Consider the following 26,283-nt stretch of genomic DNA (forward strand, 5'->3'; position numbering starts at 1 on the left):
TGCGGCAGTTCAGGCCGCGGCCGTCTTCTCGATCAAGGTGGTCTCGATCACCACCGCGGACAGGCCCGAGGTCATGAACACCGCCAGGGCATCCTCGGGCGAATGGACGATGGGCTTGCCCATGATGTTGAAGCTGGTGTTGAGGACGACCGGAACGCCGGTCCGCTCGCCGAAGCGTCGCACCACCCCATGCATCCACGGCGCATTGTCCGGCGAGACGGTCTGCAGCCGCCCGGTGCCGTCGGCATGGACGACCGCCGGGACCAGGGTCCGCCTGTCCTCGTGCCAGCGCAGCGTGATCGACATATAGGGCGAAGGCTGGGCACGCTCGAACCAGTCCGCGACATCCTCCTCGCAGACCACCGGCGCGAAGGGGCGGTAGGGCTCGCGGCCCTTCACCAGCCGGTTGATCCGGTCCTTCATGTCGGCCGGGCGCGGATCGGCCAGGATCGAGCGGTTGCCGAGAGCGCGCGGGCCGAACTCCGCCCGCCCGCGCATGACGCCGACGATCTTTCCCTCGGCCAGCAGCTCGGCAACCCGGTCCTCGCCGTTCGCCGAGATATCGCTCACCCGCGCGATGCCGCCGAGAGCGTCCAGCCGCGACAGCGCGGCCGTGGCGGCGACCGACCCCAGATACGGCGTCGCCGACAGCACGGGCACGCAGGGTGTCTTCGTCGTTTCCATCCAGCTCAGCAGCGCCGCGCCGACCGCATTGCCGTCGTCGGCCGGCGCCGGCGGCACGAACAGCCGGTCGTAGCCCATGCGCCCGGCGATCGTGCCGTTGTAGGAGGAGTTGAGCGCGCAGCCGCCGCCAAGGATCAGGTTTCCGTCCGCCCCGTCCGCGCTTTCGCACAGGATCCGGTCGGCGAGGGTCGCATAGGCGGCCTGTCCGCTCGCCGCAAGGTCCGCCGCGCTCATCAAGGGCTCGCCCGCCGCGCGGGCGAATGTCCTGATCCTTCCCGCCAGGGCAACGAGTGCCTCCCGCTCGACGAAGCGCAGGCGGCCCCGGTCCACCTCCAGCAGCGACGTCAGCGCATCGCGGATCTCCGGCCGGACCGTCCCATAGGCGGCAAGCCCCATCACCTTCCACTCTTCGCCGAGCCGCCAGTCGAAGCCGCAAAGCTGCGTCAGCCAGGCATAGAGCGTTCCAAGGCTGCCGGGTCCCCACGAGCGCCAGCGGCGCTTGAGCACCCGCTCGCGCAGGTCGAACATCGACACGGCCCCGGCCTCGCCCTCCCCGTCGATGATCAGGCACGAGGCGGTGTCGACGGGGGCGAAGGCGCAGGCCGTCACCGCATGGCACAGGTGATGGTCGTAGCGGCGCAGCTCCGGCATCTGCTGCGTGAGGCCCAGCCGCAGCAGCGAGGCGCCCGCATGCGTGTTGATCCCGGCATGCAGCTCCCGCAGCCACAGGGCATCGGTCACGGGAAGCAGGTCGCCCATCAGCTCGACCGGCAGCTCCGCCTTGGTCTTCTTCCAGGTGGCAGCCACCGCCAGGGTGTCGGAGCCGAAATCGAAGCCGATCTGGCGCAAGGCGGAGGCAAGATGCGGCACATGGTCGGGAGCAATGCCCCAGGCCCGCTTGTCCTGCAGGAAACGCTCGCTCGCCTCGGCAAAGACGAGCTCCCCGCCGGCAGTAACGATCGCCAGCGCCGGATCGTGCCCGGAGGTGGAAAGCCCGAGGTGAAACAGCGCCATCAGGCTGCCATGCGGTCCGCTATCGACCGCGCGAAGTCGCCGAGCGTGTCGTGCTGGAAGATCTCGGCGGGATCGATCTCCACGCCGAAACGATCCTCGACCTCGCCGCACACCAGAACGGCATCGATCGATTGCAGGCCGAGATCCGACAGGGACATGTCCATCCGGATCTGGTCGGCCGAGGTCTTGGTCCGCTGGGCAACCTGCTCGCGAAGGAAGGAAAACAGGCGCGATTCGCTGGTGTCAGTCATGATTGGGCTCTGTTCTGCTGAAGATGCAAGGAAGCGTGCTGAGGGCGACGGTTTCCGACATGGGGTGATAGCGATGCGCCTGGACGTCGAGCGCAAGGTTCGGAAAGCGGCGGAAAATTGCGGGAATGGCCTCTTTGAGGACCATCATCGAGAGCGTTGCGCCGACACAGCGGTGCAGGCCCTTGCCGAAGGAAACATGTCCCTTGCCGGCGGGAGCCTGCCGGTTCAACACATGCACGTTCAGCCGCGCCGTGTCGCCAGCCTTCATCGCCAGATCCCCAACGGACTGGTCGGTGCGGGCGACGCGGTAGATGAATTTCGGGCCGCTGCAACGCGCGACCAGCTCGTCGATATTCGCCTCGACCCACGCCTGCCCGCTTGCCGCAGTGCGTTCCTCGACGGGCTGCGAGAGGATCGACAGAAGGGCATTCGACAGCGTGTGGGACAGGTTGAAGCTGGCACCGTAGAGCACCAGCACCACCGCCTTGAGATCCGCCTCGTCCAAGCCCGCCGGCGCATCGGCAACCAGATGCTCCAGCAGCGACGGCGGCCCCTCGGATGCGGCAGGCACCTGCATCAGGGACAGCGCCTCGGTGAAGACCGCCTGCACGCGCCGCAGCTTGCGCATCGAAAGCCAGGGCTCCAGCACGTCCTGCAGATGCGGCGCGATGGCATCGAACCTTTGCGGATCGCGGCAGGAGATGCCGAGAATGCGCGTCATGATGCTCCTGCGGAGCGGATCGGAATAGCCCGACACCAGATCCGGCCGCGCCATTGCCGAAAGCTCCTGCAGCGCCGTGTCCAGGGCCGCAGCGACGACGCTCTGCCACGGCTGCAACTGCGCGGCGCCGAGGAAGCGCATCAAGACCTGCTTGAGCGCCTCGTGCCGCGCACCGTCCATGAAGAACAGGGCGTTTCGCGCGATCCGGATCGCCTGGTCCATGTCCTCGCCGCTCGCCTGCGACAGCGCCGTCAGATGGCTTTCCATCGGCGGCGGCGCGAAGGCGTCGTTGTCCTTCAGGATCCGGTGCGCGCTGCCCATGTCCCTGATGTCGCAAAGGCGCGCGCTCACCCGCCGCGAGGTCTTGTCGAGGGAGCAGGGCAGCGCCGTGGGGGCCTGCATCATCGGCGTGACCACGAAGCGGCCTTCGTCGGTCTTGAGGGTGATGTCGGGAAAGGTCCGCGCCAGGATCGGGATCGCCGTCTCGATCAGCATCTCGCTGAGAAACACCCCGGGGCATCTGTGCGCGCCGCTGCCGAAGCTCATATGGCTCTGGCGCGTCCCCCTGTCCGCGCGCAGGCTGTCCGCGCGCAGGCAGGCATTTGCCGCCACGATGTCGACGACGGCGGACTGCCCTTGGTGATACGGGCAACCGGCGACGTCCCTCGCCTCGTTCGCCACCCGGACCAGGGTGCGGGTGGACTGGTAGAGGCCGAGCAGCCTCTGGGTTTCCTGCGCGCCCCATCCCGGCGTGCCGGCAGCGGCCCAAAGCTGCGCCGGGCCGCTGAGCAATCCGTGCAGCGCGAAAGCCAGCGATTGCGTTGCCGAGTTGGAGCCGACCAGCAGGCCGACGACGAAAGAGTCCGGCTCCAGCCCGTCCGGCAGGTCGTCCTTGCGGCGGCGCAGATAGGCCAGCAGGCTTTCGGGCGCGGAGCCCTCGCCCTCCCCGGTCTGCGCGCAGGTCGAGACCAGCAGGCTCGCGGCACGGTTCAGGGCCTTGAGCGTCGGCAGCGACAGATAGGGTTCCGTCAGCCGCTGCGCGGTTTCGGCGGCTTGGAAATGCTCCCGCGTCGGCGGCATGTCGAGGCCGAGGATTCGCGGCATGACCTTGAGAAACAGGGGGATCGTCACATCCCGGACGAGGTCCGGGTCGCGCGCGGTTTTGAGCTCCTCGCAGACGCTGTGGCACGCCTCTTTCATCAAGGGCCGCCACGGCGCCAGGCCCGACTGGCTGAAGAACGGGGCGATGACCCGGCGCACCTTGAGATGGGCCTCGCCGCTCATCGCCACCAGCGTGTTGGCCGACAGCCGGCGCAAGGCATCGAGGTCGACGCCGCCGCGCTCGGCGATCTCGTCGAGATAGCGGTCGATGCGCGGCAGTTCCAGGTCGCGCAGCACGGCGACGGCCATCGCCGGCGTCTTCACGAAACTGTCGGGATCGGACCAGACATGCCGAGTCACGATGCGGCCTCCGCAACCTGCGCCGTGTCGAGGCAGATGGCCGCGCCATGCAGGGAGGCCAGATCGCGCGCCACCTGCTGGCGCCGGATCTTGCCGCTGCTGGTGCGCGGCAGCGTCCCGCGGGGAAGCAGGGCGATGCGATCCAACCGGACGCCGCAGCTCGCCGCAACCGCCTTGCGGATGCGCGCGACGAGCGATGCAGGCTCGTCCATCGGCGCGGCGCCGGCCCGCAATTCGATCAGCAGTTCGGCATGGCCGGGCTTGGAGCCTGCCCCCGCGAAGGCCGCCGCCCCGGACGGGTTGAGGTCGCCGTGTTCGCGCGCGGCAAGCCATTCGACTTCCGCCGAGGCGACATTGCGGCCATTGACGATGATGACGTCCTTGGCGCGCCCGGTGATGTGGAGATAGGCGCCGGAAATGCCGCCAAGGTCACCCGTCCTCAGCCACCTTGTGCCGTCGGGGTCCTTGACGAAATCCTCGGCCTCCCCGGTCTCCCCGGTGTCGCGGCCAAGATACCGCTCGCAGACCGAGGGGCCTTTCAGCCAGATCTCGCCGGTCGCCCCGTCGGGCAGCGCCTGGCCCGTCTGCGGATCGGCGATCCGGATATGCGCGCGCGTTGCCTGCGACAGCAGGCACCCTTCGACCATCGACCACTGTGCCGGAACCGTGTCCCCGTCGCGCACGGGACCGGCTTCGCCGGCCGCGAACAAGGTGCATTCGGCCATCCCGTAGCAGGCGAACAGCGCGCCCCTCGCAAGGCCGTTCGCCGCAAAGCGCTGGTGGAACCTCGCCAGCAATCCGCTGGGAACGGGCTCGGCACCGCAGAACACCCGCTCCCATGAGCTGAGGTCGAGCCCACTTGCGTCCTCTTCGGAGATCCGGTTGAGGCATTCGAGAAAGGCGAAGGTCGGGCCGCCGCTGATCGTGGCGCGCCAGTGGGAGATCGCCTCCAGCCACGCGGCCGGGCGGCGGATTACATCGAACGGGCTCATCTGCACCGAATGCGCGCCCCACAGCAGCGGATAGAGGATGCAGCCCATCAGCCCCATGTCGTGATAATGCGGCAGCCAGTTGACCACCACCGTCTCGGCACTCATGCCCCAGAGCGAGCGGATCATCCCGCAATTGTGGCGGATCTGGTCGGCTGTCACCGGCACCGCCTTGGGAAAACGCGTCGAGCCGGAGGTGTGCTGGATCACCGGGAAAATGCAGGGCTCCCCGGCGTTAGGGGCCTCCCGCACGGGAACGGGATCGTCGACGGCCAGAACCGGGCATGCCGGTTCCCCGCCCTGTTCTGCTGATCCGCCGGCCAGTTGCTCCGCCACCATGGCACGGTTGTTCGTGGTGCACAGAACCGCCCGCGCGCCGCAGGTCCGCGCCATGCGCGCCAGCCGGCCCGGCGGGTCGGCGGCGCGGGGCGGGGCGACCGGCACCAGGGTGCCGCCGCTGAGCAGCGTCGCCACCAGCGCGACCAGAAACTCCTCGCCGGCCGGCAGCGCCACCATCAGCACATGCGGCCCCTCGCCGAGGCAGCGATCCCAGAGCGCCTGCATCTCCACCGCGCGCGCCGCCAGCGCCGCCCCGCTCAGCGTGCGGTGCCGGCCACGCCGACCCAGCACCGTGATCAGCGGCGCATCGTGGCGCTGCTCGAGCACTGCCGCGATCTCGCGTTGAAGGCTTGTCTCGGTCACGCGCCTGTCCACCGGATTGCTTGATCTTGCCGTCGCGGGCCTCACGCCGGCTGCGCGAGGGCTTTCCCGCTGCCCAGATGGACCTGCCTGGTGCTCTGCTGCGACAGCCGGTGAAGCGAGGTGAAGGAATTGAGGAAAATGGCAAGCGCGGACGACAGGTCCCGCGCAATCTCGGGGCGCTGGTGCGACAGGTCGTTGACGGCGTCGATGACGCGGCGCGCCCGCCGGTCCCTGGCCGCCTGCCGCAATAGCTTCAGCACGCCGGAAGCGCCCTTGCCGGGCGTCACCATGTGGTCGCTCGCGCGCAGATGCTCCGGCGGCGGCGCCAGCAGTGCGGCGAGATGCTCGAAGCGCTTGATCGCATTGTCGGGATCGTGCAGCGCCTCGACCAGCCAGATGGCGCCCTCGGCCAGTTGGCGGCGGGTCATCTGCCGTGGCTCGATATTCGTCCACAGATCACCGCCGGGGAAGCTGCTCTGCAGGCCATCCTCGACCAGCCTGCCTTCCGCCGCCATCTGTTCGTAGAGCGGCGTGGCGATCGGGGCGACCAGCACCGACACCCGCAGGTTCACGATCGGCAGGGCCATGCCGAATTCGAACTGCCGCTCGAAGCACCCCAGGTCGTCCTGGTCGAAGCCGACCATCATGCCGCCGGTCACCACCAATCCGCCCGAAACGATACGGCTGATCTCGGTGACAAGGTCCCGGCGCAGGTTCTGGCGCTTCTTGACCTCCTTCAGCGCCTCCTCGTTGCTGGTCTCGATGCCGACGAAGATGTCGCGCAGCCCGGCCATGTTGCACAGCTCGATCAGTTCCGCATCGCGCGACAGGTCGATCGAGGCCTGGGTGGCGAACTGGACCGGCTGGCGGCCGTCGCGCCCGTTCCAGCCGGCAAGCCCTTCCAGCAGGACGCGGGATTTCTTGCGATGGACGGTGAAATTGTCGTCGGAAAGATTGATGCTGCGATAGCCGAGATCGTAGAGCACCTGCGCTTCGACGAGCACATTCTCGATCGGCTTGTGCCGCTGCACGCGGCCGAGATACTGGATCACGTCGCAGAAACTGCATTCGAACGGGCAGCCGCGGCTCGTCTGGATCACGCCGCTGATCGCCCGGTCGTTGCGGTAGAGATCCCAGCGCGGCACCGGGGAGCGGGCAAGGTCGGCCTGCCCGCACAGATAGCGCGGCTTCAGGCTGCCGGCCAGCAGGTCGCGGCTCAGCTCGCTTGCTACGGTCTCGAACTCGCCGATGATCAGGCTGCCCGCCTCCCCGTCGAAATCGCCGGGGGCCAGCGACACATGCGGGCCGCCCATGATCACGCGCCGTCCCATGGCGCGGAACCGGCGGGCGATCTCGATGCCGCGGGCGGCCTGGGAGACGTTCATGCTGATGGCGACGACCTCGGACGGGTCGTCGAAATCGACGTCCTCGATCATCTCGTCGCACAGCCGGATGTTGAAATCGCCGTCCAGCAGCGCCGCGACGGTGGTGATCCCCGCCGAGGCCAGCAGGGCATAGCGCTCGTCGATGTTCAGCACCTTGTCGGCCACGAGCGCCTCACTGCCGAAATCCGGCAATGGAGCGATGAGATATACGTCCATCGGCGTCCTGATTCTCGCCGCCCCCCAGGTGGCACCGCACATCATATATGACACGCTCGGGATTCGTCAGGGGGCGGGGCATGTTTTTCGCAGCCCGCCCCTTCCGTGTGCCGCCCTATCCCTTTGGTCTTTCGGCAGTTCCCGCCCTCACGCGGCCGGCGGCAGGATGACGCCGGCGATCGGCGCCGTGTCACGAGGGGGCGGCGTCGTGGTCCCGCGCCGCCGCCCTTCGCTCCTCCTGCTGGCGTCTCTGGGCCTGGATCGCATCCGAGAAGGCCGCGGCCAGGATGCCCGTCGGCATGGCGATCAGGCCGATGCCGGTCAGCGCGGTCAGCCCCGCGAAAATCTGTCCCAGCGTCGTCTGGGGATAGACATCGCCGTAACCGACGGTGGTCAGCGTCGCGATCGACCACCACATCGAGCGCGGAATGCTGCCGAAGGCGGCCGGCTGCTGCTCGCCTTCCACCAGATACAGCACCGTCGAGGAGACGAGCAGCAGGATCCCGGCGAAGCCGACGCTCATCAGCAACTCGTAGCGGCGCGAGCGCAGCGCCGTCATGATCGCCTCGAACGCCTGCGAGAAGCGGCCCAGCCGCGCCACGCGCAGGATGCGCAGCAGCCGGAACAGCCGCAGCATGAAGCCTTCGCTGCCCAGCATGGTCAGGAACAGCGGCGTGATGGCGAGAAGGTCGATCAGCGCCGAGGGCGTGACGACGTATCTCAGCCGGCCGGCGACACCCCGGTATTTCGGGTTTTCCCCGACCGCCCACAGCCGCGCCAGATACTCGACGAGGAAAATCAGGGTCAGCGCGGTTTCGATCCGGATGAACAGGACCTCGCGCCCGGTCACGATCGACGGCTCGCTCTCGATGATCGCGACGAAGGTGGCCAGAACGATCAGCGCCGAAATCGCCTTGTTGAGCGGCGACAGACCCTTTTTCGGCCATGCAGACGGCTCGAGGAGGCAATAGAGCCGGCGACGAAGTGGCCGGCCGGCAAGCGGTTTAGAGGCCATTCGCACCTCTCGGTCTGACCGCGAGCCGACCACGAAACAGGCCAGGCCGCGAAAGGCAATCGCTCAAAAGAACGCGGGACGCCGATCATTCTTCGCCCCGCGACACGGCAAAGGTCAAGTGCGTCCGAGGCGCGCATGCCCCCCAAAAAAAACGCGCGCGAACCATACAGCCCGCGCGCGCCAGTCGCCATCCCCGCCGGAAGGGCCGGCGGAAGCTGCTTACATCTTGCAGTCGGGGGCCAGGCTGTCCTTGTAGTCCGAGACGACCTTGCGCACGAAGGACGTGGCGTATTTGCCGTCGTCCCGCTTCACCACCGTCAGCATGTGGAAGTCCTGGATCGGATAGTGGTTGGTGTTGAAGGAGAACTTGCCGCGCACCGAGGAAAACTCCGCCGCCTCCAGCGCCGCGCGCATCGCCGCCTTGTCGTCCGTGTTGCCGCCGGTCTTCTCCAGCGCGCTGGCGATCAGCAGCGCCGCGTCATAGGACTGGGCAGCGTAAGAGCCCGGCACATAGCCGTATTTCTCCTCGAAGGCGGCAACGAAGGCCGTGTTGGTCTCGTTGTCGAGATCCGGCGCCCAGGAGCCGGCCGACAGGAAGCCGACCGCGGCGTCCTGCTGGCCCGGCAGCGTGGACTCGTCCGTGGTGAAGACCGACAGGAACTTCATCTTGTCGGAGAGGCCGGCCGCGTCGAACTGCTTGACCAGCCGCACGCCCATGCCGCCCGGCATGAAGGCGAACAGCGCGTCGGCGCCCGAGGTGGAGATGCGGGCGATCTCGGCCGAGAAGTCCTGATGGCCGAGCGGGGTGTAGACCTCGTCCGCCAGCGTCCCCGAGAAGGTCTGCTTGAAGCCTTCGACATTGTCCTTGCCGGCCTGGTAGTTCGGCACCATGGCGAAGACGTTCTGGAACCCCTCCTCGACGGCGATCATGCCGCTGACTTCGGCCGGCTGGTTGTTCTGGTAGGAGGTGACGAAGAAATACGGGTTGCAGTTGCGTCCGGCAAAGGTCGAGGGACCGGCATTCGGGCTGATCAGGAAGGTCTGCGCCTCCACCACCGGCTTGAAGATCGCCTGCAGCATGTTGGAGAACACGGTGCCGACGACGAAGTCGACCTTCTCGCGCTCCAGCAGCGAGCGTGCCTTCAGCAGCGCCACGTCCGGCTTCAGCTCGTCGTCCTCGACGATCAGGTTGACCGGCTGGCCGCCGAGCTGGCCGCCATTCTGCTCCAGCGCCAGCCGGAAGCCGTCGACGATCTGCTGGCCGAGCGCGGCCGGCGGGCCCGACAGCGTCACCACCATGCCGATCTTGATGTCCTGCGCCCAGGCCGCCGAGGACATCAAGGCGCCCAGCGCGACGCCGGCGGCAAGGCCGGTCAGTTTGCGTGTCCACGTGCAAGTCATGATCATTCCCCTCTTCTCGCCCCGTGTCGGGGTCGATGTGCCTCTGGCGACCTCAGGGCGCGCAGCGCCCTTGCCCGCCGACAGTCCTGCCGGTCTCCCGTCCACCGGTCTTGTTGTGCGCCGCGGCCCTCAGCCGGCCTTGCGCGCGGCAAAGCCCGCCATCCTGGCGTAGCCCTCGACGATCGCCTTGCGGTCCTCGTAGGACAGCACATCGTCGATATGGTCGAAGCGGCGCGGGCTCAGCCGCTCCACCTCGTCGATCACCCGCTCCGGCCCGCCGCGCCGGTTGGTGCGCACCACCTCCGCCGTTTTCGGCAGCCGCTCTTCCTCGTAGCGGTAGAGCGCCTCGCGCGGGTGCTCGGCCGCCGCCAAGTGGTCGGCCAGGCACCTGGCATCGAGGATCGCCTGCGCCGCCCCGTTGGAGCCGACCGGATACATCGGGTGCGCCGCATCGCCGAGCAGCGTCACCCGGCCATGGGTCCAGCGCGGCAGCGGGTCGCGGTCCGCCATCGGATATTCGAAGACCGTGCCGCTGGCCCGCACCAGGGCCTCGACGTCGAAGCCGGGGACGTTGAAGCGCCTTGCATAGGGCAGCACCCGCGACAGCGGCGCCTGGCGCGACCAGCTCTCGGGCGGCGGCGGCGACACCGAGCCGTCGGCAACGCGCACATTGACCACCCAGTTCATCAACTGCCGGCCATCGCTCGCCGGGGCGATCGGGTAGAGCACCAGCTTGGCCCCGAGCCCGCCGGCGATCGCCATCGTCTCGCCGTCTTCCCAGACGGGCCATTCGGCCGCCCCGCGCCACATCACGACGCCGGCCCAGCTCGGCGGCCCCTCGTTGGGGTAGAACCGCTTGCGCCCGACGCTGTGGATGCCGTCGGCGCAGATCAGCACCTCGCCGCGCAGGGTGCGCGAGGCGATGCCCTCCGCCGCATCGGTGAAATGCGCCGTGACGCCGGCCTCGTCCTGCACGAAGCCGGAGAGCCGCAGCCCGGTCAGCACCGCGCCCTCGCCCATCCGCTCGCGCGCCGCGTCGTAGAGCACCTTCTGCAGCCGGCCGCGATGGATCGAGAATTGCGGGAACGCGTGGCCGGCATGCAGGCCGCGCAATTCGCGCCACACTTCCTGCCCCTGCCGGGTCAGGTAGCGCAGCTCGCGGGTCCTGAGGCCCACCTCGTCCAGCCGGTCCAGCAGGTCCAGCCCGGCCAGCTCCTCGATCGAATGCGGCAGCGTGTTGATGCCGACGCCGACCTCGCGCACCTGCGGCGCCTGTTCCACCACCTGCACCTTGATGCCGCGCTGATGCAGCATCAACGCGGTGGTCAGCCCGCCGATGCCGGCGCCCGCGATGAGGACGGTCATTGTCCCGCTCCGCTGTCTTCCGGCGGCAGGAAATCGATGGCATGGGCGGCCGACACCGCGACGATCTCGGCCGGATCCGCGCCCTCGCCCATCGTGTGCAGCGCCCAGAACAGGTCGTAGAGCTGCAGGGTCGGCGTCACCCAGAACAGCGTCTTGATGGTGCTGTCCGACTTGTTGAAGATCCCGTGCGGGACACCGCGCGGCAGCTTGACCAGGTCGCCCGGCTCGCCGATCACCTCCTTGCCGTCCAGCAGGAAGGTGAAGCGCCCTTCCAGGATATAGAGGAACTCGTCCTGGTCCGGGTGGATATGCGGCGGCACGAAAGTGCCGGGCGGCAGCGTCGCGTGCCAGGAGAAGCATTCCTCGGTCATCTGCTTGGGCACATAGGTCTGGCCCAGGATGTTCCAGCGGATCTGGTCCAGGCTCTCGCGGGACTTGACGATACCGGGCTCCATCGCACTCGTTCTCCGTTCTGTCTGGCGCGCGCTTGCTGCTCCCGCCGGGGAGCCGACAAAGGCGTCGGTGATCGGCGATGCCGGGTCCTTGAGCCCCTCCAGCACCGTGAAATGATTGTGGTCGCCGTCGACATGGGCGCGCGCCGGCACGTCGAGCCCGCCCCAGATATCGGCGAGCAGCTTCGCCTGGCGGATGAATTCGGGCCGCTCGCCGCCGCCGACCCAGCAGGTCAGGGGAGCGGCAAGGCCCGGCTCGGCGAGCACGGCGCTTTCGGCCCGCGCCTCGGCAAGGTCGAGATGCAGCGTGTCGTTCATCCCCGTGTGCAGCAGCGGCCGCAGGTCGTGCAGGCCGCTGATCGACAGCGTGTGTTCGATGCGGTTGCGCACCCCCGCCTCCAGCGGGCTGTCGGCGCAGATCATGCGGGTCACCAGATGGCCGCCGGCCGAATGGCCCGACAGGCGGATCGGCCCCTCCACCCGCGCCGCCGCATGGGCGATGGCGCGGGCGATCTGGCCGGTGATCTGCGAGATGCGCGCCTCGGGGGTCAAGGTGTAGCTCGGCAGGCACACCGCCCAGCCGCGCGCCCGCGCCCCTTCGGCAAAGTCGGTCCAGTAGGACTTGTCGAGCCGCATCCAGTAGCCGCCATGCACGAAGACGGCGAGGCCGCGCGGCGTCCCTTGCGGCCAGACGATGTCATAGACCTCGCGCGGATGCGCGCCATAAGCAATATCGAGGTCGAGCCGGTGGCCGGCCGCCTGCAGGGCGGCGCGGTAGTCGGCCGCACGCCCCGACCAGAAGCCGGGCAGTTCGTGCGAGTTTGCCACATGGGCCATGTTGGCGAAGGCGTCGTCCCAGTCTCGGGCGGGGGGCAGCAGGGGCATCGGTCTCGGGTCTTGGATCTCGGGGGAACACTGCGACGGGCGCGGCGGCTCCGCCTGCGACGGGCCGATCAGGCGTCCCGCCGACGGGCGGATAAGCCGGGCTTTCAGCCGGGCGTTCAGATGGGCTTTCAGGCGGGCGATCAGGCGGCGCAGCACGCCGCCCGCTCTCTCGCCCGGCGCGCCAGCGGCCGGGCCTGTGGTCAGGCGGCCTCCGGCGGCGGCAGGAAGTCCACCTCGTGCAGGGCCGACAGGCGCACCAGCTCGGCCGGATCGGTGACCCCGTCCAGCACAATGAACAATTCGTAGAGCTTGCGCGTCGGCGACACGCCGAAGACGCAGCGCGCCGTCTTGCCCGAGCGGTTGAAGATGCCGTGGGCGACGCCCATCGGCATGCGCACCGTGTCGCCCGGCCCGGCCCGCACCACGTCGTCGCCGAACTCGACCTCCAGATTGCCCTCGATCAGGTAGATCCATTCGTCCTGGGTCGGGTGGATATGCGGCGGCACGAAGGTCCCGTCCGGGATCGTCGCATGCCAGATGAAGGCGTCTTCGCTCTTCAGCTTGGGCACATAGGTGTGCCCGACCACGGTCCAGGAATGTCCGTTGAGGCCGGTATCGGCCTTTGTCACGCCAGGTTGCATTGTCGAGGCTCCGTCTGGACAGGTTTTGTGCGTTTTGTTCAGCCGAGCCTGCACCGGAACCGCAAAAACCCTTATCCAGAAAACGAACCTCTCTTGCGGCAACTCTTTTAGACTTGAAATATCGCCGGGAACTTGCGTTCATCACCCGGTCGGGACCCTGATCCCCCGGGGGACACCATGACTGCCGAACGCATTTTTCCGGCGCGGGAATATTTCGCGCGCCATCCGCTGCTGCGCACCAGCGACCTCGACGAGGCGCGCCACCGCGTCAGCCAGAAGCTTTGCGACCATCGGCTGGAGCTCGGCGACCGCCGCGCCAGCCTCAGCGTGCGCCACAACGCGGTGCAGGGGCGCAACCTGTCGCTCAACTATCTGTCCTATGGCACCGAGGTCACCGTCGAACCGGGCCTGCTGGAGTCCTTCTACCTCCTGCACATCCCGCTGTCGGGCCGCACCCGCATCCAGCATCGCGGCGAGGACATGACGGCGACGCCGGCGGTGGCGGCGGCGGTCCTCAATCCCGACCGCCCCGCCCGGCTGCACTGGGGCGAGGACACCAGCAAGATCCTGGTGCAGATCGACCGGGCGCATCTGGAGGAGGTGGCGCGCGACCTTGTCGGCGCGCCGCTGCCCGGCCCGGTGCGGTTCGACATGACGGTCGACCTCGCCTCGCCGCAAGGCCGCCAGTTGCACCGCATCGTCGCCGCCTGCCTCGAGGCGGCGGAGGGAGGCCACCTGTTCCAGCGCCCGCTCGGCGGCCGCGACCTGCGCGCCGAGCACGACCTCGCCCATGCGCTCTTGACGCTCCAGCGCAACAACATCAGCCATATCATCGAGCGCGCCGACGGCCAGGCGCGCCCCCGGGCGATCCGCCTGGCGCTCGACTACATCCATGCCAATCTCGCCGAGCCGATCACCCTTGCGGACATCGCCCGCGCCGCGGGCATCAATGTCCGCACCCTGCAGAAGGGCTTCCAGCGGGTCTTCGGCCTGTCGCCGATGCAGGTGCTGCGCAATGCCCGGCTCGACACCGCCCATTACCAGCTCATCGCCCATCACGACGCGCCGAGCGTCACCGAGGCAGCCTTCTCCTGCGGCTTCTCCCATCTCGGGCGCTTCTCGCGCGACTACAAGCAGCGTTTCGGTCACTCGCCGAGCGCGCGGCGGAGCTTGTCCCCGGCCGGCACCTGAGCGCCGAAACGCGCGTATCCCCACGCAGCGGGCGCGCAGCAGACGCCGGAGTTGAGACGGAAAAATCGAAATTTTGCGAGATTGAGACGGAATTTTGCAAAATTCCGCGCAAACTCGCGCAAAATCCCGCGACCGCTTGTCCCCGCCGGCTCCACCCGCGCCGCCGCGGCGTTCCGCGGCTGCGCGCTCCTGCGCCCTCGTCCTGTCCCCGGTGCGCAATCAAATTGATTTTTGACGTCAGTTTGCTATCAAGCGCGGCGGGAAACGTAGTTTTCCCCGCCGCACCGGCAAGCATGGTCCCGTAGCTCAGCAGGATAGAGCATCAGATTCCTAATCTGAGGGTCACAGGTTCGAATCCTGTCGGGATCACCAGCTTTTGATCTTCTCCCCGCCCGATCGACCGTCCCTGGCGCGTGGCCGGCCCTTGGCTGCCCCCGCACAAACCCGTACTGAATGTTAAGTCTCACCGGGTAGGTTTTCCCGGTCGACCGCAGAGGAGTTCCCGGCGTTGCGCCTGTCGCCAGTGACATGGGCCGAAAGGATCTTGCCCGCAGCCCTGTTTTCGCGCGCGCGCCCCCTGCTCGCCCGTTGCGAGGAGATCCTGAAGGGCGAGCCGGACGTCTCCCGCGCCCAGCGCATGGCGCTGGCGGTGTTCGCGATCCGCGTTCTCGGCGCCGTGCTCGCCTATGCCATGCAGGTGATCCTGGCCCGGCTGATGGGCGGATACGAATACGGCATCTATGTCGTGGTCTGGACGCTGGTCGTGGTGCTCGGCGTCTTCGCCCCGCTCGGCTTCTCGTCCTCCGTGCTGCGGCTTATCCCCGAATACCGGGCGCAGGGCCGGCACGGCCGGCTCAGCGCCCTGCTGGTCGGCAGCCGGCTCGCCGGCGGGCTCGCCGCCACCGGCATCGCCCTTGCCGGCATCCTTGCGGTGTGGCTGGCCGGCGACCTGATCGCCTCGCATTACGTGCTGCCGCTGGCGCTCGGCGCCGTCTGCCTGCCGCTGTTCACCATCGGCAGCATCCAGGACGGCATCGCCCGCGCCCATGACTGGCCGCTGCTGGCGATGCTGCCGACCTTCATCTGGCGGCCGCTGGCTATCCTCGTCGGCCTCGCCGCCGCCGCCTTCGCCGGCATTCCGGCGACCGCGACCAATGCCTGCATCGTCACCATCCTCGCCACCTGGGGAGTAACGCTCGCCCAGATGCTGGTGCTGTCCCGCGCCCTGCCGCGCGAGCCCGGCGCCCGCCCGGCGCGCGGCGACTGGACCTATCGCGACTGGCTGCGCCTCTCGCTGCCGATCCTGCTGGTCGAGGGTTTCTTCCAACTGATCACCAGCGCCGATGTGGTCATGGTCAGCCTGTGGGAGAGCCCGCAGCAGGTGGCGATCTATTTCGCCGCCTCCAAGACGCCGGCGCTCGCCCATTTCGTCTATTTCGCCGTGCGCTCGGCCAGCGCCCACCGCTATTCCCGTCTCTATCACGGCGGCTCGCGCGACGAGCTCGGCAGCTTTGTCCACGACACCGCCCGCTGGACCTTCTGGCCGACCCTGGCCCTGTGCGCCCTCTTGGTGCCGGCCGGGCCCCTGCTGCTGTCGCTGTTCGGCCCCGGCTTCCTCGCAGGTTATCCGGCGATGCTGATCCTGCTCGCCGGCGTCCTCGCCCGCGCCTCCGTCGGCCCCGCCGACGCCCTCCTGACCATGGCCGACCAGCAGGGCCGCTGCGCGCAGATCTATGTCCTTGCTTTTATTATCAATATCGCGCTCAACGTCACGCTCATTCCGTTGCTCGGGATCGATGGCGCGGCCATCGCCACCGCCACCGCCATGGTCTTCGAGGCCGGCGCCCTGCGCCACCAGACCCGCCGGCATCTGGGCGTCGATCCGTTCATTCTCGGCGCCAGACCGGGCCGGACCGCACCGTGAGCCGCTCCGCAAGGCCTGCCCGCTTGGCCCGGGCCTTCGTCCAAATTCGCGCCCCAATCCCCGCAGGGTTAACCAGTTATCAACGAAACGCGTTCAATTGCCCGCGTCCTGTGGCATCTTCCGGGCGTGCTGCCGGCGACTGCCCCCGCGATGGGTCGGGCGCGCCAGGCCGGCGGCCGAAGGAACCGGCATGGCGATCGCCGAGAACAGCAGGGCAAGCAGCGCGCGCGCGGGCGGGCCGGCTCTGCGCGCCCTGGAAATCCCCGCGCGCCGCCGCAAGGATCCCCGCACTCCCGCCCCTGGTGCGCCTGCCGAGATCCGGCCGGAGCGGGCGATGAGCGTCCTCCTCTTCTCCGCCGGCGAGGCCGCCGCGCATCTGGCGCAATGGCGGGCGCTCGCCGAGACCGCGCTGGAGCCCAACCCGTTTTTCGGTCCCGATTTCCTGCTGCCCTATCTCGCCCATATGAAAATCGGCGAGGTGGCCCTCCTCGCCGTGCGCGACGAGGCGGACGGTGCCTTTCTCGCCCTCGTCCCGTTCCACCGCCGCCGTGCCGGCCTCGCCGTTCCGGTGACCTCGGCCTGCGCCGGCGACTACGGACCGCTCGGCACGCCGCTTCTGGCCCCTGCCGCCGGCCCCGCCGCCCTGGCGCTGCTGCTGGATGCGGCGGCGCGCGCCTTCGGCGCCTCGACCCTGCTGTTTCCCTGGCTGCGCACCGACGGGCCGGTCTCCGGCGTGTTCGACGCCCTGGCGCGGGAAAGCGGCTGGCATGTCGCCCGGACGGCGCCCGGGATGCGCGCCGGACATGCCGCCGGCCCGGCCGGCGAGGAGCAGTTCCGCCTGATCGGCACGCGCCGCCGCAAGGAACTCGGCCGGCAATTGCGCCGGCTGCAGGAAGCGCATCCGCCCGGCCGCTTCGAAAGCCTGTCGACGGCGCAAGAGGTCGAGGCCGCCTTCGAGCGGTTCCTTGCCCTGGAGGCTTCCGGCTGGAAGGGGCGGCGCGGCACGGCGCTGGCCTGCCGGCCCGAACGCGCCGCCTTCGCTCGCGCCTTCGTCTCGGCCATGGCCGCGCGCGGGCAGATCCGCATCGACACGCTGGAGGCGGACGGGGCGCCCGCCGCCATGCTGGTGACGGTTCGCGACCGCGACCGGGTGTTTGCCTGGAAGATCGCTCATGACGAGCGTCTGGCGCGCTTTTCGCCGGGGGCGCAGCTCGCCCGCCGGACCATGCGCTGCACGCTCGACGAGGCCGGGGTCTCCGACACCGATTCCCTTGCCATTCCCGATCATCCGATGATCGCGCCGCTGTGGCGCGGCACGGTTCCCTATGCCACGCTGGTGGTCTCGAAGGGGCCGGTCGGCGCCCTGCGCGGCGCCCTTGCCCGTCTCGACATCGCCGCCGACAGCCACCTGCGGCGGCTGGCGCGCGCCGCGCTCGCCCGCCTGCGCAGGATCCGCGCCAGCGGCAGGGACTAAGACGGCGACGTTACATCGCGGGCATCATGAAAGCCGGCGCCGCCTATTCGTCCGCCTCCAGGGCGGTCGGAATATCCTCCCGCAGCAACCGGCGTATCACCTTGCCGGTGGTGGTCAGCGGCAAGGCGTCGACGAAGGCGATCTCGCGGGGATATTCGTGCGCCGACAGGCGCGTGCGCACATGGTCGCGGATCTCCGTCTCCAGCGCCGCGTCGGGCGTGACCCCGGCGGCCGGCACGATGAAGGCCTTGACGATCTCGGTGCGCAGCGGATCCGGCTTGCCGACGGCGGCGGCGAGCGCCACGGCCGGATGCGCCAGCAGGCAGTCCTCGATCTCGCCCGGGCCGATGCGGTAGCCGGCCGAGGTGATGATGTCGTCGTCGCGGCCGACGAAATGGACATAGCCGTCCTCGTCGGCGACGCCCTGGTCGCCGGTGGTCATCCAGTCGCCGATGAATTTCGAAACGGTCGCCTCGTCCTGTCCCCAGTAGCGCAGGAACATCACCGGGTCGGGCCGGCGCACGGCGATCTGGCCCTGCACGCCCGGCGCCAGCGCGCGGCCGTCCTCGCCTATCACCGCGACCTCGTGGCCGGGCACCGGCTTGCCGATCGCCCCCGCGCGGCTGACACCGAGCCCCGCGCAGGAGGCCAGCACCGCGTTGCACTCGGTCTGGCCATAGAATTCATTGACGGTGAGGCCGAGGTCCTCGCGCGCCCAGTCATAGGTCTCGCGGCCCAGCGCCTCGCCGGCCGAGCCGATTGTCCGCAAGCGCAAGTCGAAGCGGGCGCGGGGATCGGCCACCGCCCGCATCATCTTCAGCGCCGTCGGCGGGATGAAGGCATTGCGGACGGAAAACCGTGCCAGCAGCGCGAAAGCCCGCTCGGGATCGAACTTCTCGAAGCGGTAGGAAACGACCGGAACGCCGAGCGTCAGCGCCGGCAGCAGCGCATTGAGCAGCCCGCCCGCCCAGGCCCAGTCGGCCGGCGTCCAGAACAGATCTCCCCGCTGCGGCAGGAATTCATGCGCCATCTGGATCCCCGGCAGATGCCCGGCCAGCACCCGGTGGCCATGCAGCGCACCCTTCGGCTGTCCCGTCGTACCGGAGGTGTAGATCATCATCGCCGGATCGTCCGGCCCGGTCGCCGCGCCGTCGAAGGAGGCCGAGCCCTTCTCGATCAGCGTGTCGAAGCACAGGGCCCCAGGCGCCGCGCCATCGGTGCAGACGAGAAGCCTCAGCGCGCCTAGCTCGTCCCGGATCTCCGCGATCTTGGCGAGGCCGGCGCTGTCGGTAACGATCGCCGCCGCGCCGCTGTCGGCGAGCCGGTAGCGCAGCGCGTCGACGCCGAAGAGGTTTGCCAGCGGCACCGCGATGGCGCCGAGCTTGTAGACCGCAAGATGGCTGAGCAACGTCTGTGGCGACTGCGGCAGCAGCAGCGCCACACGGTCACCGCGCGCGAGTCCATGTGCCCGCAAGCCATTGGCAAGCCTGGAGGAAATCTCCTCCAGCCAGCCATAGGTCCAGCGTTCGAGGCTGCCGTCCTCGCGAAGATGCAACAGTGCCTCGCGCCCCGGCTCATGGGCGGCGAAGGCACTGCAGGCGGCGTCGGCGATGTTGTAGCGCGCCGGGATCCGCCAGCGGAATCCGGAAACGAGAGCCTCGTAGCTGTCGGCGCGCTCAAGCATCGGTTGACGGACTTAGGGCTGGCCGGCCGGCCCGGCAAGCACCAGCGACCAGTACACCTTGTGTCGGGACCCGGCGGCATAGGCCGTGGCGATGCCCATGCGGGTGGCCTTGCCGTCGAGCATCACCGCATTGTGCTTGGGCGAATCGCGCCAGCCGGAAAACGCCTCGGCGATCGTCCGGTAGCCGGCGCTGACATTTTCGACCGCGTAGGTCTTGCCCTCGCCGGCGACGGCAAGCCGCGTCGCCAGGCTGTTGCCCGGCTCCAGCGACGCCCTCACGTCCTCGGCACGCGCCATGGCGATCGCCTGCTTCTGCGCCGCCTGCATCAGGACCGGATCGACCATCAGCAGGCCGGCGCCGTTCGACTGGCGGTAGCTGGAGATCATCTGCTGCGCCGAAGCCGCGTCGACGGAGGCGTCGACCCGGGCAAGATCCCGGTAATAGGGCGGAACGACGCCTTCGCGCTCCGGCATGCAGGCGGCGGCGAGCAGCCCGACAAGGGCGACACACCCGAAACGGAACCAAGAGATCATGCAGTCCTCATAACGTCCCGCGCGGCGCGGGGCGAGGAAAAACGAAAGGCGGCGGCCGCGCGGCGCCGCTTTGCTCACGTCGTCCGACCATGACGCACATGGTCCGTCGCGCAAGGATAGGCCCGGTCCCTTGAGAAAGCGTTGATGCCCCGCCGCGAGAGACATTCCGCGGCGGGGCAGGAAGCGACCGCCGGTTCAGGCCTTGCTGGCCGCCAGCACATCCTCGAAGCTGCGAAGACCGGTGGTCGGCGCGCAGACCAGCACCGCCATGTTGCCGGGAGCATGCTGGTTCTTCCACATCTTGGTATGGGCGCGCGGGATGTCCTCCCAGGGGAAGACCTCGCTCATGCAGGGATCGATGCGCCGGTCCATCACCGCCTTGTTGGCTTCCGAGGCCTGCTTGAGATGGGCGAAATGCGACCCCTGGATGCGCTTCTGCCGCATCCAGACATAGCGGGCGTCGAAGGTCAGGTTGAAGCCGGTCGTGCCGGCGCAGAACACCACCATGCCGCCGCGCTTGACCACCAGACAGGAGACCGGGAAGGTCGCCTCGCCCGGATGCTCGAACACCATGTCGACATCGTTGCCCTTGCCGGTGATGTCCCAGATCGCCTTGCCGAAGCGTCGCGCCTCCTTCAGCCACTCGTTGTACTCGGGCGAGTTGACCTTGGGCATCTGGCCCCAGCAGTTGAAGTCCTTGCGGTTGATCACCCCCTTGGCGCCGAGCGACAGCACATAGTCGCGCTTGTCCTCGTCGGAGATGATGCCGATGGCATTGGCGCCGGCGGCAGCCGCAAGCTGGATGCCGAACACGCCGAGACCGCCAGAGGCGCCCCACACCAGCACGTTCTGGCCCGGCCGCAACTGGTGCGGCGCATGGCCGAACAGCATGCGATAGGCGGTCGCCAGCGTCAGCGTGTAGCAGGCCGCCTCCTCCCAGGTCAGGTGCTGGGGTCGCGGCATCAACTGCTGCGACTGCACCCGGCAGAACTGCGAGAACGATCCGTCCGGGGTCTCGTAGCCCCAGATCCGCTGGGTTGGCGAGAACATCGGGTCGCCGCCGTTGCACTCCTCGTCGTCGCCGTCGTCCTGGTTGCAATGGACGACGACCTCGTCGCCGACCTTCCAGCGCTTCACCTTGGATCCGACCGCCCAGACGATGCCCGAGGCATCCGACCCGGCGATGTGATAGGGCATGTCGTGCACCTTGAAGACCGAGATCGGCTCGCCGAGCCCGGCCCAGATGCCGTTGTAGTTGACGCCGGCGGCCATCACCAGCACCAGCACCTCGTTGCTGTCGAGTTCCCAGGTGGGAACCACTTCCAGCTTCATCGCCTCTTCCGGCGGCCCGTGCCGATCCGGCCGGATCGCCCAGGCATACATCGACTTCGGCACATGGCCGAGCGGCGGGATCTCACCGATCTCGTAAAGGTCCTTCACCGGGCGATCCTCCGCCTCGCGATTGTCGTTTGCCTGCTGAGCACTGCCCATATTGCCGTTATCCTCCCGTTTGTCAGCCTTCGCGGATACAGCGCCCCCCGCCTCCGCTATGGCGCCGTCCTCCACACGATAATGCTGCAGCGCATTATCGCAAGCCGGCTCAGATGCCCGCTTCGCGAAACTATCGTGCGAAAAACGGGCGCCCCGCTATTGGACTATTGCTTAATTGGCGCATTTGCCCAAGAGTGTTTTTGCATTGCACCTAGAAATAGTGCGTGTGCGAGGCCGCAGGGCCGCGCGATTTCGGGAGGAGGGTGACCGGTCGCAAGGTCGGGAGCCTGAGGAAAATCAGGAAGATGCCCGGCATGCGGGGCCCTTGGGCGCTGCCGCGGGCGCGAAGCTTGCGAGGAGTGTTTCCATGGGCGACAGAGCGACCCCCGCCAACCCGCAGACGGGCGCCGCCGGCATCCGGCGCGATAAGCCCTGGATCTTCCGCACCTATGCCGGCCATTCGACGGCCGCCGCCTCCAATGCGCTCTATCGCCGCAACCTCGCCAAGGGCCAGACGGGCCTGTCCGTCGCCTTCGACCTGCCGACCCAGACCGGCTACGATCCCGATCACCCGCTGGCGCGCGGCGAGGTCGGCAAGGTCGGCGTTCCGATCGCCCATCTCGGCGACATGCGGGCGCTGTTCGACGGCATCCCGCTTGAGCAGATGAACACGTCGATGACGATCAACGCCACCGCCCCCTGGCTGCTGGCGCTCTATGTCGCGGCGGCCGACGAACAGGGCGCCGACCGGGCGCAGCTTTCCGGCACGACGCAGAACGACATCATCAAGGAATACCTGTCGCGCGGCACCTATGTGTTTCCGCCCGCGCCCTCGCTGCGGCTGACCCGCGACGTCATCGCCTGGACCTACCGGGCGATGCCAAAGTGGAACCCGATGAACGTGTGCTCCTACCACCTGCAGGAGGCCGGCGCGACGCCGGTGCAGGAACTGTCCTTCGCGCTGGCGACGGCGATCGCCATCCTCGACGAGGTCCGGGCGTCGGGCGCCATCGACCCGGCGGATTTTCCCGAGGCGGTCGGGCGCATCTCCTTCTTCGTCAATGCCGGCATGCGCTTCATCACCGAGATCTGCAAGATGCGCGCCTTCGCCGAACTGTGGGACGAGATCTGCCAGACCCGCTACGGCGTTGCGGACGAGCGCTACCGCCGCTTCCGCTACGGGGTGCAGGTCAACTCGCTCGGGCTCACCGAGCAGCAGCCGGAAAACAACGTCTACCGCATTCTCATCGAGGCACTGGCCGTGGTGCTGTCGAAAAACGCCCGCGCCCGCGCCGTGCAACTGCCGGCGTGGAACGAAGCGCTCGGCCTGCCGCGCCCCTTCGACCAGCAATGGTCGCTGCGCGTGCAGCAGATCCTCGCCTACGAGACCGACCTGCTGGAATTCGAGGATATCTTCGACGGCTCCTCGGTGATCGGCAGCAAGGTCGAGGCGCTGAAGAGCGAGGCGCGCGCCGAGCTTGCCCGCATCGAGGAGATGGGCGGCGCCGTCGCGGCGGTGGAAACGAGCTACATGAAGCAGGCGCTGGTCGCCTCCAACGCCGCCCGCCTTGCCGCCATCGAGGCGGGCGAGCAGGTGGTCGTCGGCGTCAACCGCTTCACCGAGAGCGAGCCCTCGCCGCTCGCCACCGGCGAGGACGGCGGCATCCTGACGGTGCCCGAGCATGTCGAGGCGGAAGCCATTGCCACGCTGACGGCCTGGCGCGAGGCGCGCGACGAAGGCGCCGTGGCGGGCGCCATCGCCGCGCTGAAGCAGGCGGCGAGCGAGGGCACCAACATCATGGAGCCGTCGATCGCGGCGGCGAAGGCCGGCGTCACCACCGGCGAATGGGGCGCGGCGCTGCGCGAGGTGTTCGGCGAATACCGGGCGCCGACGGGTGTCGGCAAGGCGGCACGCGCCGATGCGCAGGACCTTGCTCCGGTGCGCGCTGCGGTGGAGAGCGTGTCGGCCAAGCTCGGCCGGCGGCTGAAGTTCCTGGTCGGCAAGCCCGGCCTCGACGGCCATTCCAACGGCGCCGAGCAGATCGCCGTGCGGGCGCGCGACTGCGGCATGGAAGTCGTCTACGAGGGCATCCGCCTGACGCCGGCGCAGATCGTCAATGCCGCGCTGGAGGAGGACGTCCATGTCATCGGCCTGTCGATCCTGTCCGGCTCGCACCTTGCCCTGGTGCGCGACGTGATGGAGCGGCTGCGCGCCGCCGGCATCGACGATATCCCGGTGGTCGTCGGCGGCATCATTCCCGAGGAAGACGCCGCCAGTCTGCGGGCAATGGGCGTTGCCGCCGTCTACACGCCGAAGAACTTCCAGCTCACCGACATCATGAAGGAAGTGGTGGAGATCGTCGGCTCGCGGGCGGAAGCGGCTGCGTGAGGGCGCCGGCCCGATAGGCTCGCACACATCACGCATTCGGCACAGAGCGCTTCGCTTGACGGATGGCGGGGGAGCAAGCTGTGCTGAACGGTGGCGCGACCCCGAGTTTGCGTTGCAAAATTCCACATTTGAGCAACTCAAAGCAGCTTGTCGTCATCCCACATCTCTCAAGCCGGATTGAGTTACGAAAACCTCCAGAAACCCACCAAAACCCGCGTAGAGGGGCACACGCCCAACACAACCCGATTAGCGTTGCAAATTTTGCAAAAAGCCGTACACAAAATCGAAGCTCAACTCATTCTGAAAGCGGGATTGGTTTATGGTCGCCAATCTGGACGCCTATGACCGCAGCGAGATGGTCGACTATCACTATGGGAGATTCCCGCCGCAGGCGCTGGATCTGAACCAGCTCATCGAGCCGCTCAGCCGAGCACAGGATGCGATCTCCCGCTACGACCAGATGTTGCTCTCTCTGCCCAACAGCGAACTTCTGCTCGCACCGCTCCGGCAAAATGAAGCGGTCATCTCCTCCCGCATGGAAGGAACGATCTCTACCGTCGACGAGGTCATGATCTACGAGGCTGAAAGCGAAGACAATCTGCACGCGCATGGCACCAGGGACGATGTGGTGGAAGTCGCGCTGTTCAGTGCGGTATTGCGTCGGTCACACGATGCGATGATCAACGGAGACCCGATCAACGAGACGTTGATCAAGAATGCGCACCGGATACTCCTGAGCTTCGGTCGCGGAGCAAGGAAATCTCCGGGCGAATACAAAACAGAACAGAATTACGTTGGGGACGACCGTCGCAAGGTCATCTATTTCAAGCCGATCAATCCTCTGGACCTGCGTCCCGCGATGCGCGCACTGATCGACTTCATCAACGATTCCCAGTTCTTGCATCTTTTTAAAGTCGCCATCGCACATGTGGAGTTTGAAGCGCTGCATCCGTTCAACGACGGAAACGGCCGAATCGGGCGGCTTCTCATCACGCTGCTGCTTTGGAAGTTCAGGCTGATACACAAGCCCTATTTCTACATCAGTGCGTTCTTCGAGGAGCACAAGGAAGACTACATAGAACTCATGCGCTCCGTATCGCGCGACGACGACTGGACAAAATGGACGGCTTTTTTCCTGCAGGCCATCGCCGAGCAAGCGGAAAGCAATCTAATCACGGCACAGAAGATCACTGCTCTCTATGACGAGATGAAGGAGAAATTCCGGGAGCTATCGGGATCCAAATGGCACATCGCAGCGCAAGACAGCATTTTCGCGCAACCGGTGTTCAAGAACAGTCACCTGATCAAGCGATCTGGAATACCGAAGCATGTCGCCATCAGGATCACCCGGCTGCTCCACGAAAACGGCCTGCTGCAGGAACTGCGTCCGGCCAGCGGACGACGAGGAGCCCTCTACAGGTTCGAGCCTTTGATGGAAATTGTGCGAGCGTAAATATTCGCTGCCGGTCTCCAATCAGCGCCCCGCCCCACTCCAGCCCAGTCCCGCACGCCTAGAGCATATTCTCGTCGTTCAGATCGGTTCGATCTGAACGACGAGAATATGCTCTAGGTATTGAATCTGGAGGGATTTCTAATCGATCAGGCGAGTCCACCTGATCGGAAATCGCCCTAGCGCGTGCGGTGGCCCTGGAGCCAGCGCTGCCATTGCCGACGCGAGCCGTGGAAGGCGTTGCGGTCGACATCGCCCTTGATGCCGTCGACGCGGCCCTTCGCCGTGTACTGCCAGAACACCCAGTCGCGGCGGTCCTCGTAGCGGCGGTTGGGATGGGCCGCGACAGAGCGCAGCCAGAAGTCGTAGCCGCGCTTCGCCCCGACCAGCCGGTCGCGGTGGAAATCGACGGAGGAATAGATCACCGGCCGCTTGCCATAATGGCTCTCCATCGCCCGCAGGAACAGGTCCATGTCATGCAGGACCTTCTCGCGGCCCGGGCGCTCCCGGCACCAGGAGTGTCCGTTCCATTCCATGTCGAGCACCGGCGGCAGCGCATCCGGGTCGACCGGAACGTTCTCGATGAACCAGGCGATCTGGTCCTCCACCGGACGGCAGAAGAAATAGAAATGATAGGCGCCGCGCCGCACGTCGGCCGCCTTGGCGTTCGTCCAGTTCTCCATGAACTTCGGATCGAGATAGTCGCCGCCCTCGGTCGCCTTGATCCAGGCGAACTCGGTGCCGGCCTTCTTCACCCGGTGCCAATCGATGTCGCCCTGGTAGCGCGCCACATCGATGCCGTGGATGGGATAGTCCTGCGGCTTCGGATCTTCGAAATCGAATGCCGCGCAGGACGCCACGAAAAGGGTGCAAAACAGGATCAGCACGCGCGCAGTCATCGCTCTCTCTTTGGTCCAAAGCCCCCTTTCAACCGGGTCTGGACACTATGACCAAAGCGTTAAGG

General features: G+C 67.6%; 19 protein-coding genes, 1 tRNA gene and 1 pseudogene. 6 read left to right on the forward strand and 15 right to left on the reverse strand.

Going from position 1 to position 26,283, the window contains the following annotated elements; genetic code table 11:
• Window positions 1-9 precede the first annotated feature (9 nt).
• The 11 genes and pseudogenes from TSB10GB4_RS01545 to TSB10GB4_RS01595 form a co-directional block, all read right to left on the reverse strand.
• Complete coding sequence (locus TSB10GB4_RS01545; RefSeq protein ID WP_186394280.1) at window positions 10-1,698, reverse strand: carbamoyltransferase C-terminal domain-containing protein; 1,689 nt, start codon at window positions 1,696-1,698, stop codon at window positions 10-12.
• A complete protein-coding gene (locus tag TSB10GB4_RS01550) occupies window positions 1,698-1,949 on the reverse strand; it encodes an acyl carrier protein (RefSeq protein ID WP_186394281.1) in 252 nt (83 codons plus the stop codon). The genes TSB10GB4_RS01545 and TSB10GB4_RS01550 overlap by 1 nt, the downstream gene beginning before the upstream one ends.
• Entirely contained in the window at window positions 1,942-4,131 is a 2,190-nt protein-coding gene (locus TSB10GB4_RS01555) for a cytochrome P450 (protein WP_186394282.1), read from the reverse strand. Before TSB10GB4_RS01555 ends, TSB10GB4_RS01550 begins: the two co-directional genes overlap by 8 nt.
• Window positions 4,128-5,822, reverse strand: coding sequence for an AMP-binding protein (locus TSB10GB4_RS01560; RefSeq protein ID WP_186394283.1), 1,695 nt, complete (start codon window positions 5,820-5,822; stop codon window positions 4,128-4,130). Before TSB10GB4_RS01560 ends, TSB10GB4_RS01555 begins: the two co-directional genes overlap by 4 nt.
• A 41-nt stretch (window positions 5,823-5,863) precedes the next feature.
• A complete protein-coding gene (locus TSB10GB4_RS01565; RefSeq protein WP_186394284.1) occupies window positions 5,864-7,423 on the reverse strand; it encodes a radical SAM protein in 1,560 nt (519 codons plus the stop codon).
• Window positions 7,424-7,613: 190 nt separating this feature from the next.
• Window positions 7,614-8,438, reverse strand: a complete 825-nt coding sequence (locus TSB10GB4_RS01570; protein WP_186394285.1) for an ion transporter — start codon at window positions 8,436-8,438, stop codon at window positions 7,614-7,616.
• Between the two features lie 219 nt (window positions 8,439-8,657).
• A complete protein-coding gene (locus TSB10GB4_RS01575) occupies window positions 8,658-9,845 on the reverse strand; it encodes an ABC transporter substrate-binding protein (protein ID WP_244296408.1) in 1,188 nt (395 codons plus the stop codon).
• A 123-nt stretch (window positions 9,846-9,968) separates the two neighbouring features.
• Entirely contained in the window at window positions 9,969-11,204 is a 1,236-nt protein-coding gene (locus tag TSB10GB4_RS01580; RefSeq protein WP_186394286.1) for a flavin-dependent oxidoreductase, read from the reverse strand.
• Window positions 11,201-11,659 carry a cupin domain-containing protein gene (locus TSB10GB4_RS01585; RefSeq protein ID WP_186394340.1) on the reverse strand — a complete coding sequence of 153 codons (459 nt, stop codon included), beginning with the start codon at window positions 11,657-11,659 and terminating at the stop codon, window positions 11,201-11,203. The genes TSB10GB4_RS01580 and TSB10GB4_RS01585 overlap by 4 nt, the downstream gene beginning before the upstream one ends.
• A 51-nt stretch (window positions 11,660-11,710) precedes the next feature.
• Window positions 11,711-12,541: pseudogene (locus TSB10GB4_RS01590) on the reverse strand (alpha/beta hydrolase); the annotation flags it as partial.
• Between the two features lie 200 nt (window positions 12,542-12,741).
• On the reverse strand, window positions 12,742-13,182 hold the full coding sequence (locus TSB10GB4_RS01595; RefSeq protein WP_186394287.1) for a cupin domain-containing protein: 441 nt from the start codon (window positions 13,180-13,182) through the stop codon (window positions 12,742-12,744).
• Between the two features lie 177 nt (window positions 13,183-13,359).
• Between TSB10GB4_RS01595 and TSB10GB4_RS01600 the strand changes: the two genes are divergently transcribed.
• The 4 genes from TSB10GB4_RS01600 to TSB10GB4_RS01615 all read left to right on the forward strand — a co-directional run bounded on the left by TSB10GB4_RS01600 (window position 13,360) and on the right by TSB10GB4_RS01615 (window position 17,771).
• Window positions 13,360-14,373, forward strand: a complete 1,014-nt coding sequence (locus TSB10GB4_RS01600) for an AraC family transcriptional regulator (protein WP_186394288.1) — start codon at window positions 13,360-13,362, stop codon at window positions 14,371-14,373.
• A gap of 295 nt (window positions 14,374-14,668) precedes the next feature.
• A tRNA-Arg gene (locus tag TSB10GB4_RS01605) sits at window positions 14,669-14,745 on the forward strand.
• Between the two features lie 172 nt (window positions 14,746-14,917).
• Entirely contained in the window at window positions 14,918-16,297 is a 1,380-nt protein-coding gene (locus TSB10GB4_RS01610; RefSeq protein WP_208984338.1) for a lipopolysaccharide biosynthesis protein, read from the forward strand.
• Window positions 16,298-16,631: 334 nt separating this feature from the next.
• Complete coding sequence (locus tag TSB10GB4_RS01615) at window positions 16,632-17,771, forward strand: GNAT family N-acetyltransferase (RefSeq protein WP_186394289.1); 1,140 nt, start codon at window positions 16,632-16,634, stop codon at window positions 17,769-17,771.
• Window positions 17,772-17,814: 43 nt separating this feature from the next.
• Here TSB10GB4_RS01615 and TSB10GB4_RS01620 read toward each other — a convergent pair whose 3' ends face one another.
• From TSB10GB4_RS01620 to ccrA, 3 genes are all read right to left on the reverse strand, one after another.
• The gene (locus tag TSB10GB4_RS01620; protein WP_186394290.1) at window positions 17,815-19,455 is read right to left on the reverse strand and encodes an AMP-binding protein; all 1,641 of its coding nucleotides are present in this window, start codon (window positions 19,453-19,455) and stop codon (window positions 17,815-17,817) included.
• Between the two features lie 12 nt (window positions 19,456-19,467).
• The gene (locus TSB10GB4_RS01625; RefSeq protein WP_208984348.1) at window positions 19,468-19,989 is read right to left on the reverse strand and encodes a CAP domain-containing protein; all 522 of its coding nucleotides are present in this window, start codon (window positions 19,987-19,989) and stop codon (window positions 19,468-19,470) included.
• 195 nt (window positions 19,990-20,184) lie between these two features.
• Complete coding sequence (gene ccrA / locus TSB10GB4_RS01630; RefSeq protein WP_186394291.1) at window positions 20,185-21,480, reverse strand: crotonyl-CoA carboxylase/reductase; 1,296 nt, start codon at window positions 21,478-21,480, stop codon at window positions 20,185-20,187.
• A 367-nt stretch (window positions 21,481-21,847) separates the two neighbouring features.
• Between ccrA and TSB10GB4_RS01635 the strand changes: the two genes are divergently transcribed.
• Window positions 21,848-23,869, forward strand: a complete 2,022-nt coding sequence (locus tag TSB10GB4_RS01635; RefSeq protein WP_186394292.1) for a protein meaA — start codon at window positions 21,848-21,850, stop codon at window positions 23,867-23,869.
• Window positions 23,870-24,188: 319 nt separating this feature from the next.
• Window positions 24,189-25,322 (forward strand): Fic family protein, encoded by a 1,134-nt coding sequence (locus TSB10GB4_RS01640; RefSeq protein WP_186394293.1) that lies wholly within the window; start codon window positions 24,189-24,191, stop codon window positions 25,320-25,322.
• A 176-nt stretch (window positions 25,323-25,498) separates the two neighbouring features.
• Here the strand turns inward: TSB10GB4_RS01640 and TSB10GB4_RS01645 are convergent, their stop codons facing one another.
• The gene (locus TSB10GB4_RS01645) at window positions 25,499-26,218 is read right to left on the reverse strand and encodes a GH25 family lysozyme (RefSeq protein WP_186394294.1); all 720 of its coding nucleotides are present in this window, start codon (window positions 26,216-26,218) and stop codon (window positions 25,499-25,501) included.
• Between the last annotated feature and the right edge of the window lie 65 nt (window positions 26,219-26,283).

The organism is Stappia sp. TSB10GB4, assembly GCF_900185745.1.
Classification (GTDB): domain Bacteria; phylum Pseudomonadota; class Alphaproteobacteria; order Rhizobiales; family Stappiaceae; genus Stappia.